The following is a 9,877-nucleotide window of genomic DNA, read 5'->3' as shown; positions in this document are numbered from 1 at the left end:
GCCGCCCCCGGCCCACTCCGCGCCCCCCGCCCGGCTGGAGGTACGGGACGCGACCATCGGCTACGCCCGCCGCCCCGTCTGCGACCATCTGGACCTGCGGATACCGGAGGGCTCCTTCACCGCCGTCATCGGCCCCAACGCGTGCGGCAAGTCCACCCTGCTGCGGGCGGTGGCCCGGCTGCTGGCACCCAGTGCGGGACAGGTGCTCCTCGACGGCCGGTCGATCGCGCGGTACCGCTCCAAGGAGGTCGCGCGCCGGCTCGGGCTGCTGCCGCAGACCTCCCTCGCGCCGGACGGCATCAGCGTCGCCGAACTCGTCTCCCGGGGCCGCTACCCCCACCAGAAGCTCACCCGCCAGTGGACGGCGGCCGACGAACGGGCCGTCGCCGAGGCGATGGCCGCGACCGCCGTCACCGAGCTGTCCGGCCGCCTCGTCGACGAGCTGTCCGGCGGCCAGCGCCAGCGTGTGTGGGTCGCGATGGTGCTCGCGCAGCAGACCCCCGTACTCCTGCTGGACGAGCCGACCACGTTCCTCGACATCGCCCACCAGATCGACCTGCTGGAACTCTTCACCGATCTGCACCGGTCCGGCCGCACTCTCGTCGCGGTCCTGCACGACCTCAACCACGCCGCCCGCTACGCGACCCACCTGGTCGCCATGCGGGACGGCCTGGTCGTCGCGGAGGGACCGCCGGCCGAGGTCATGACGGCCGACCTGGTGCGTGAGGTGTTCGAGCTGCCGTGCCGGGTGGTGCCCGACCCGGAGACCGGCACCCCCATGGTCGTCCCGCTGGCCCGCCGCCGGGACGCCGCGTGAGCCGCGCGGCCGGGGCGGGGCGGACCCGTCCGGCGTCCGGGGCCCGGCAGTTGTTCGGCATCGCGCTGCTGCACGGCGGACGCGGTGCGCGACTCGGCCTCACCACCGTGGCGTTCATGGTCCACCAGCTCTGCGAGGCGCTCGTGCCGATCCTCATCGGCGTCGTCATCGACCGGGCGCTGGAGCCGGGCGACTCCGCCGCCCTCTTCCGCTGGCTCGCGGTGCTCGCCGGGGTGTTCCTCGCCCTGTCGCTGTCCTACCAGCGGGCCTCGAAGTCGATGGTGGAGGTCTACGGCTACGCGGAGCACGAACTGCGCCGGCTCGCCGTGACCCGCCTCCTCGACCCGTACGGGCTGCGCCGCCGCCCCGGCCCCGGCGAGGCGCTGTCCCTGGTCACCTCCGACACGTACCGGGTCGCGGGCGTCTCCTGGAGCGTCGTCCAGCAGGCGGCCACCGTCACCGCGATCCTCACCGCGTCGACAGCGCTGCTGCTCATCTCCGTGCCCCTCGCCATCGGCGTGATCGCCAGCACCGTGCTCGTCCTGTTCCTGATGCGGCGGCTCGCGATGCCGCTGGAGGCGAGAGGACTGGCCGAACAGGGCTCCGCCGCGCGCGCCGGGGAGGTCGCCACCGACATGATCTCCGGGCTGCGGGTACTCGCCGGGATGAACGCCCGCGCGGAGGCTGCCGACCGCTACCGCGCGGCGAGTGACGAGTCGAGGCGGGGCGCGGTCGCCGCGTCGCGCGCCGTCCTCGCGTACTCCGCCCTCAGCCTGCTGCTGTCCGGCGTCTTCCTCGCCGCGCTGGCCACCGCGTCCGGCTTTCTGGCCCTGGAGGGACAGCTCACGATCGGCCAGCTCGTGACCGTGCTCGGCCTCGCCCAGTTCCTCCAGGGCGCCCTCGCGCACGTGGGGACGTTCGCCTCCAACTGGGCCCACAAGCGCGCCTCGGCCAAGCGGCTCGGCGATCTGCTGGCCGAACCGCCCCTCATCACCCCGGCGGTGACCGGTGCGAGGATCCCGTCCGGTGGCGGCCCTCGCGCCCGTACCGCCCCGGTCGTCTGGCGGCCTCCCGGCCACCGGACGCCCGTCGAACTCGCCTCCGGCACCCTCCTCGGGGTCGTCCCCCGGGATCCCGCGCACGCGCGGCGGCTCAGCGATCTGCTCGCCTGCCGCGTCCCGCCCGGCCGGGGGGAACTCCTGATCGACGGTGTGGACGCCGTCGACCTCGGCCCCGAGGCCGTACGCGCGCACATCGCCGCCCCGCCCCACCAGGGCGCACTCTTCTCCGGCACCCTGCGCGCCAATCTGACCCCGCCGGGCGCCGACCCCGACCCCGCCGTGATCCGGGCCGCGGTTCTGGACGATGTGCTGGAGCACATCGGCGGGCCGGACGCGGACATCGGCGAGCTGGGCCGCAGACTCTCCGGCGGCCAGCGCCAGCGGCTGCTGCTCGCGCGGGCCCTGCACACGGACACGCCCGTGGTCGTGCTGGACGAACCCGCCACGGCGGTCGACGCCGTGACCGAGCGGCGGATCGCGGAAGGGCTCGCGGAACTCCCGGGCACCACCGTGCTGATCACCACGAGCCGCATCCTGCTGTCCACCTGTGACCGGGTGGTCGACCTGACGGACGGGGCCGGCGGCGAACGCGCGGCCCGCGGCGACGGCGGCCCATGGGACGACGACGAACCGAACGGAACCCTCCGGTGACCCCGACCGCACCCGCCCCCGAACCGGACACGGAACCGGGCGTGCCCACCGCCACCGGCCCTGCCACCGGCACGGGTACCGCCACCGCCACCGGCGAGAGGTCCGCCCCCGATCCGGCGGGCGACGCCCGGCTCCCCGTCGCGACCCCGGCCCGGACCCGGCGGGAGGTCGTCCGCCGGCTCGGCCGCCACCGCCGTCGGCTGACGGTCACCCTGCTGGTCCTGCTGGCCGGTACGGCGGTCTCCCTCACCACCCCGCCGCTGCTGGGCGCCGTGGTCGACGCGGTCGCCGCGCAGTCCGGACGGGGCAGGGTGACGGCCCTCGGCGCGGCCCTCGTCGGCGCCGCCCTGTTGGGCGCCGCGCTCACCTACCTCGGCGGCCGGATGCTGGTCGGCCTGGTCCAGGACACCCTGGCCGCACTGCGCGAGGACGTCTTCGACGCGGCCGTACGACTGCCCGCCGACACCCTGGAGGCGTCCGGCAGTTCCGATGTGGTCTCCAGGGTCACCGGCGATGTCGAGGCGATCTCCGAGGCGGCGTCCGGTGTGCTGCCCGACATCACCGGAGCGGCCCTCACCATCACACTGACCGTGGCGGGCCTCGCCGTCCTCGACCCGAGGCTGGCGCTCGCCGGACTCGCCTGCCTGCCGCTCCACTGGTACGCCACCCGGCGGTTCCTCGCCCGCTCGCACCCTGTCTACGGGGACATCCGCCGACTGGAGTCCACCCGCGGGCAGACGGTCATCGAAGCGGTACGGGGCGCCGAGACGATCCGGGCCTACCGCGCCCAGCCCACCCATCTGGCCGAACTGGCCGAACGCGGCGAGCGGGCCATCGACCGCCAGCGCGACGGGATGCGGCTGCGCAACCGCTTCTACGGCTGGCTGAACGGAGCGGAGTTCGTGGGTCTTGCCGCCGTCCTGGCGACCGGATACGTACTGCTCGGCCAGGGCGCCATCACCCTGGGGACGGCCACGGCCGCGGCCCTCTACTTCCACCGGCTGTTCGGCCCGATCGGTCTGCTGCTCACCAGCCTGGACGACATCCAGCGCGCCACGGTCGGCCTGGCCCGGCTGGTCGGTGTCACCGATCTCGTCCCGCCGCGCGGCCCGGAGTCCCCGCCGGTCGCCGGTCCGCCCCCGCCCATCGAGGTGACCGGCGTCTCCTTCACCTACCCCGGCGCCACCCGCGAGGCCCTGCGGGACGTCACCCTCCGGGTCCCCGGCGGCGGGACCGTCGCCCTGGTGGGAGCCAGCGGCTCGGGCAAGAGCACCCTGGCGCGGCTCGTCGCGGGGGTCGGCGGGCCGGACCGGGGCCGGATCACCGTGGGGTCCGGCGCGGAGCGGATCCCCCGCTACCTGGTCACCCAGGAGGTCCATCTCTTCGGCGGCACGCTCGCGGACAACCTTCGCCTGGCCGGACCGGACGCCACCGACGCCGAACTGGCCGCCGCGCTGCGGGAGACGGGCGCGGACTGGGCGCTGGAACCGGGCCGGGGACTCGATGCGGTCCTCGGCGGTCCCGACGGCGCCGCCCTGGACGACGGATCGGTCCAGCACCTCGCGCTCGCCCGCGCCCTGCTGGCCGACCCGCCCGTCCTGGTCCTGGACGAGCCCACCGCGGAGTCGGGCCCCGCGAGCCGGGCCGTCCTCGGCGCGGCGATCGAACGGGTCACCCGCGACCGGACGAGCGTCATCGTCGCGCACCGGCTGGAACAGGCACGGGACTGCGACCATATCGTCCTGCTCCGGAACGGAGAGGTGGCCGAGCAGGGCACCCACCGTGAACTGCTCGCATCGGCGGGCGAGTACGCCGCCCTGTGGCGGGCGTACACGGGCGAGAGGGGGCCGCACACCGTGACGGTGTCGCGTACGGACGCGGGGACGGGACCGGAGCCGCGCGCGGACGCGGCGGCGGGACCAGGACCGCGTGGGGACGCGGACGCCGGACCGGGACCGCGCGCGGACGCGGCGGCGGGACCAGGACCGTGTGGGGACACGGCGGCGGGACCAGGACCGCGTGGGGACGCGGACGCCGGACCGGGACCACACACCGACCACCTTTACGACGCACCGGGACGAAACGCCGGTGCGGGAACCGACAAGGAGCACTGAACCATGGAGATATACCGAGCGACCGTCGCCAGGGTCGAGCCCCTGACCACCACCATGGTCCGTGTGACACTGACCGGCGGGGACCTGCCGGCGTTCACCTCGACCGGTGTGGGCGACGAATACGTACGGCTGTTCTTCCCGCACGGCCCCGACCGCGCCGACCTGTCCCTGCCGGTCGCGACGGAGACCGCCTGGGAGACCCCGGAGGGCCGCCCCACCGCGCCCATGCGGACGTACACCATCCGCGCGGTACGGCCCGAAGCCGACGAGATCGACATCGACTTCGTCGTGCACGACCACGGGGTGGCCGCCTCCTGGGCGGCGGCGGCCCGGCCGGGTGACCCGGTGGGCCTCAACTCGCCCACGGCTCTCTACGACCGGCCCGATGACGTTTCCCGGCAGATCCTTCTCGCGGACCTCACCGGGCTGCCCGCCGTCGCGCGGATCCTGGAGAACACCCCGGAGCACATCACCACCAGGGTGATCGTCGAGGTCCCGGACGAGGCGTCGGTACTGCCGCTCCCGTCCCACCCCCGGGCCAAGGTCACCTGGACCTACGGCGGCAACGGGCACTCCCCGAGCCGGCTCGCCGACCTGGTCACCACGGCACTGCCCGAGGGCGGCGACCTGTCGGACACCTACTGCTGGACGGCGGGGGAGACCACCGCCCTGCGCACCGTCCGCAAGCACCTCCGCAAGACCCTCGCCCTGCCGCCCGACCGTTTCAAGGTCGTCGGCTACTGGGTCCCCGGCTCCGACTCCTGGACGGAGCGCTGGGAGGCGCTCCCCGCCACCGTGAAGGCGGAGCTGGAGGCCCTGTGGGAGGCGCCGACAGACCATCTGGAGGACGTCACCATCGAGTACGAGGACCGGCTGAGCGGCCTGGGTCTCTGAGCGCGCGGGGCCTGCCGGCGGGCCCGGTGGGCCCCGGGGTGTGCGCACGCCCGGACCCAGGACCTTCGCGGTCGGCCCGGCGTACGCTGGCGCCATGGCGACGATCGAACTCGACGGCCTCGGGCCGGACTTCACGGCCGACCCTTATCCGTACTACGCGTCGATGCGCGAGAGGGGGCCGGTACACCGGATCCGAGGGGCCGACGGATGGCACTTCTGGCTGATCGTCGGATACGACGAGTGCAGATCCGCCTTCGGCGACGCCCGGCTGGTGAAGCGTTCCCGGGCCCAGGACGAGGCCGACCTGTTCATGGGCCGGCACCTGCTGGTCGCGGACCCGCCGGACCACACCCGGCTGCGGCGGCTGGTGTCACGGGAGTTCTCGCCCCGGCGGGTGGAGGCGCTGAAGCCCCGCGTCCAGCAGCTCACGGACGAACTGCTCGACAGGATGCTGCCGGACGGGCGCGGCGACCTGGTGGACTCCCTCGCCTTCCCCCTGCCGATCACCGTGATCTGCGAACTGCTCGGTGTGCCCGACAGCGACCGCGACACCTTCCGTGGCTGGTCGAACGAGGTCGTGACACCGACGGACCGGGACACGTCCATGGCCGCGATCCACGCGCTGCGGGACTACCTGGACGCCCTCATCGTACGGCGCAGAGAGGCCGAGCCCGCCGACGACCTCCTCTCCGCGCTGCTGCGCACGGAGGCCGATGGGACGGACCGGCTGTCGGCCGCCGAAGTGCGTGCCATGGCGTTCCTGATCCTGATCGCGGGCCATGAGACCACGGTCAATCTGATCTCCAACGGAGTGCGTCTGCTGCTCGGACACCCCGACCAGCTCGCCGCGCTGCGCGCCGACCGCGGCCTGCTCGACGGCGCGGTGGAGGAGATGCTGCGCTACGAGGGACCGGTCGAGAACGCGACCTTCCGCTTCACCCGCGAGCCGGTCGTCTACGGCGACACCGAGATACCCGCCGACGAACCGGTGCTGATCGGCATGGCGTCCGCGGACCGCGACCCGGCGCGCTTCCCCGAGCCGGACACCTTCGACATCCGCAGATCGGCGGCGAACGGCGGCAGCGGCGCGGGACATCTGGCGTTCGGCCACGGCATCCACTTCTGCCTGGGCGCGCCGCTCGCCCGGCTGGAGGCGAAGGTGGCCATCGGTACGCTGCTCGACCGCGCGCCGGATCTCGCCCTGGACGCGTCGCCTGACTCGTACGACTGGCTTCCCGGCATGCTGATGCGGGGCACCCGCCGACTGCCGGTGCGCTGGTAGCGGGTGGTCTAGGGCCTCTCGTTTGGATCTTGCTGGGCTCGCGTGCCCTGGCACCGCACCTCGCCGCGTTGTCGTCAGTCGCCTACGCTCCGCGTGGACTCCCTCCTCCGCCTTGCGATGCACGGCACCAGACCCCGCTCACTGACCCAGCCTGATCCAAACGAAAGACCCTAGCCGTCGGACGAGCCGGCCCTGCGCGCCGGGACGGCGTCGGACGTGCCCTGCGGGCGCGCGGGGACGCTCTCCGGTGACGCGCCCTCCGGCCGCCTGACACCGTGCCGTCCGATGGGGAGCATCAGGGGCCGGCCGGACACGGGGTCCTCGATGATGCGGCTGTCGAGCCCGAACACGGCGCGCACGTTCCGCTCCGTCAGCACCTCGTACGGAGTCCCCGCCGCGTGCAGCCGGCCTGACGCGAGGGCGACGATGTGGTCGGCGTACCGGGCGGCGAGGTTGAGGTCGTGCAGGACCATGACGACGGTCGTGCCCCGTGCGTGGTTCAGATCCGTCAGGAGGTCGAGGACCTCGACCTGATGGCTCGCGTCCAGGAAGGTGGTGGGCTCGTCCAGCATCAGGATCTCGGTCTGCTGGGCGAGCGCCATCGCGATCCACACCCGCTGGCGCTGGCCGCCGGAGAGTTCGTCCACGCTGCGGTCCGCGAGTGCGGTGGTGTCCGTCGCCGCCAGGGCCGCCGCGACCGCCGCGTCGTCCTCGGCGCTCCAGCGCGAGAACATCCGCTGGTGCGGATGGCGCCCGCGGCCGACGAGGTCGGCGACGGTGATCCCCTCGGGGGCCACCGGTGACTGGGGCAGCAGCCCGAGCGTACGGGCGAGCTTCTTGGCGGGCAGCCGGTGCACCTCCTTGCCGTCCAGGACGACACGGCCCGAGCGGGGTGTCAGCAGCCGGGACATGGAACGCAGCAGCGTCGACTTGCCGCAGGCGTTCGCGCCGACGATCGCTGTGATCCGGCCCGGTGGCACGGCCAGGTCGAGGGACTCGATGACGGTACGGTCGCCGTAGCCGAGGGTGAGCCGTTCGGCCGCCAGGGAATGGGCCGTGGTCACAGGGAGCCTCCCGCGCGGTTGGTGCGGATGATCAGGTAGACGAGATAGGGCGCCCCGAGCACACCGGTGACGACGCCGACCGGGAAGCGGGTGTCGAACGCGAACTGCCCGGTGAAGTCGGCCACCAGGACCAGCAGGGCACCGACCAGCCCAGCCGGCACCAGCAACGAGCCGCCCGGCCCGGTGATCCGCGCCGCGATGGGCCCGGACAGGAACGCCACGAAGGCGATCGGACCGGCCGCCGCCGTGGCGAACGCGATCAGACCGACAGCGGCGACGATCACCGTGACGCGGGTGCGTTCGACCCGGACCCCGAGAGCGGATGCGGTGTCCTCGCCGAGCTGGATCGCCGACAGGTTCCGCGCCTGCGACAGCAGTACGGGGCACAGCACCGCCAGCGCCACGGCGGCGGGCACGGTCTGGTCCCAGGTGGTGCCGTTGAGGCTGCCGGTCAGCCAGCGCGCCGCCTCCTGGAGGTCCCACTCGGCGGCCTGGGACAGCACATAGGAGACGACACTGTCGAGCATCGCGGCGATGCCGATGCCGATGAGGATGAGCCGGGTGCCGACCACGCCGTCCTTGAACGCCAGGGTGTAGACGAGCAATGCCACGGCGAGGGCGGCGGCGATCGCGACGACCGACACCTGTGTTTCGCCGAGGGACAGCACGACGATCGAGATGGCCGCCGCCGCGCTCGCCCCCGAGCTGATACCGATGACATCGGGGCTGGCGAGCGGATTGCGGAGCATCGTCTGGAAGGTGACGCCGGCCAGACCGAAGCTGAAGCCCGCCACCACCGCGAGCACGGCCCGGGGCAGCCGCAGCCGCCCTACGGTGAAGGTCGCCCCCGGCACCTGCTCGCCGAGGACCACCCGGACCACGTCGTCGAGCGGATAGTACGTCTGCCCGGCCATCAGGGTGACGCCGAACGCCACCACCACGAGGGCCCCCAGCAGCACGGCGACCGCGCGGCGGCGCAGCGCCCTGCGGACCCGGCCCCGGGCGACGGCCCCGGGGAGAACTTCGGCGCTCACAGGGCACGCACCTTCTGTCTGCGGACGATCCAGATGAAGAACGGCGCCCCGATCAGGGCCGTCACAATGCCCACGTCGACCTCCGCCGGCCGGGCCACCACCCGGCCGGCCACATCGGCCGCCGTGAGCAGCGCCGCGCCCAGCAGCGCGGCGAAGGGCAGCAGCCAGCGGTGGTCCACGCCGACCAGCAGCCGGCAGGCGTGGGGGACGACGAGGCCGACGAAGGCGATCGGCCCGGCGACCGAGGTGGCCGCGCCGCACAGGACGACGGCACCGAGCGCGGCCACGCCCCGGGCCACGGCGACCCGCTCGCCGAGCCCCGCCGCGAGTTCCTCCCCCAGCGCCAGCGAGTTCAGCGCCCTGGCCGACAGCAGACAGATCAGGAACCCCGCCGCGAGGAAGGGCAGTACATGCCCGATGCGCTCGAAGGAGGCGCCGCCCACCCCACCGATCTGCCAGAGCCGGAAGCTCCCGGCGATATCGTTGCGGGGCAGCACCACGGCGGTGACGAGCGAGGCGAACGCGGCCGAGGTCGCGGCCCCGGAGAGCGCCAGTTTCAGGGGCGTGGCACCGCCCCGTCCCAGTGTGCCGACGCCGTACACGAACAGCGCCGACAGCGCCGCCCCCGCCATCGCGACCCACACATAGCCGGTCGGCGAGGAGAGGCCGAAAAACGCGACCGCCGTGACCACGGCGAGCGACGCGCCCATGTTGACCCCCAGGATGCCGGGATCGGCCAGCGGATTGCGCGTCACCCCCTGCATGACGGCGCCCGCGAGACCCAGTGCCGCGCCGATCAGCGTCGCGAGCACCGTACGGGGGATGCGCTTGGCGGCGGCGGCCTGTTCCAGGGATCCGTCGGCGCCGCCGAGCGCCGCCCAGACATCGGACCAGCCGACGTCCCGGGAGCCGAACGCGACGGAGGCGGCCATCAGCGCGGCCAGGACCAGGACCGTTGCG

Annotated in this window: 8 protein-coding genes; 5 read left to right on the top strand and 3 right to left on the bottom strand. The window is 73.7% G+C overall.

Translation table 11 applies throughout. The features are described from left to right. Positions 1 to 55: 55 nt before the first annotated feature. From ACWF94_RS23230 to ACWF94_RS23210, 5 genes are all read left to right on the top strand, one after another. Positions 56 to 817 carry an ABC transporter ATP-binding protein gene (locus tag ACWF94_RS23230; protein ID WP_453491589.1) on the top strand — a complete coding sequence of 254 codons (762 nt, stop codon included), beginning with the start codon at positions 56 to 58 and terminating at the stop codon, positions 815 to 817. Then, complete coding sequence (locus ACWF94_RS23225) at positions 814 to 2,529, top strand: ABC transporter transmembrane domain-containing protein (protein WP_453491586.1); 1,716 nt, start codon at positions 814 to 816, stop codon at positions 2,527 to 2,529. The genes ACWF94_RS23230 and ACWF94_RS23225 overlap by 4 nt, the downstream gene beginning before the upstream one ends. Next, positions 2,526 to 4,643 (top strand): ABC transporter ATP-binding protein, encoded by a 2,118-nt coding sequence (locus ACWF94_RS23220; RefSeq protein WP_453491583.1) that lies wholly within the window; start codon positions 2,526 to 2,528, stop codon positions 4,641 to 4,643. The genes ACWF94_RS23225 and ACWF94_RS23220 overlap by 4 nt, the downstream gene beginning before the upstream one ends. Positions 4,644 to 4,646: 3 nt before the next feature. Next, positions 4,647 to 5,537 carry a siderophore-interacting protein gene (locus tag ACWF94_RS23215; RefSeq protein WP_453491580.1) on the top strand — a complete coding sequence of 297 codons (891 nt, stop codon included), beginning with the start codon at positions 4,647 to 4,649 and terminating at the stop codon, positions 5,535 to 5,537. Between the two features lie 94 nt (positions 5,538 to 5,631). Further along, entirely contained in the window at positions 5,632 to 6,819 is a 1,188-nt protein-coding gene (locus tag ACWF94_RS23210) for a cytochrome P450 family protein (protein ID WP_453491578.1), read from the top strand. Positions 6,820 to 6,989: 170 nt separating this feature from the next. Here the strand turns inward: ACWF94_RS23210 and ACWF94_RS23205 are convergent, their stop codons facing one another. The 3 genes from ACWF94_RS23205 to ACWF94_RS23195 form a co-directional block, all read right to left on the bottom strand. Then, positions 6,990 to 7,883, bottom strand: a complete 894-nt coding sequence (locus ACWF94_RS23205; protein ID WP_453491575.1) for an ABC transporter ATP-binding protein — start codon at positions 7,881 to 7,883, stop codon at positions 6,990 to 6,992. After that, positions 7,880 to 8,917, bottom strand: coding sequence for a FecCD family ABC transporter permease (locus ACWF94_RS23200; protein ID WP_453491572.1), 1,038 nt, complete (start codon positions 8,915 to 8,917; stop codon positions 7,880 to 7,882). The genes ACWF94_RS23205 and ACWF94_RS23200 overlap by 4 nt, the downstream gene beginning before the upstream one ends. Beyond that, a partial coding sequence (locus ACWF94_RS23195) for a FecCD family ABC transporter permease (RefSeq protein WP_453491569.1) occupies positions 8,914 to 9,877 on the bottom strand: 964 nt, incomplete at its 5' end. The genes ACWF94_RS23200 and ACWF94_RS23195, both read right to left, overlap by 4 nt.

It is taken from the genome of Streptomyces sp. NPDC055078 (assembly GCF_053607985.1).
The sequence above is the reverse complement of the archived record's forward strand: the minus strand, read 5'-3'. Positions and strand labels throughout refer to the sequence as shown.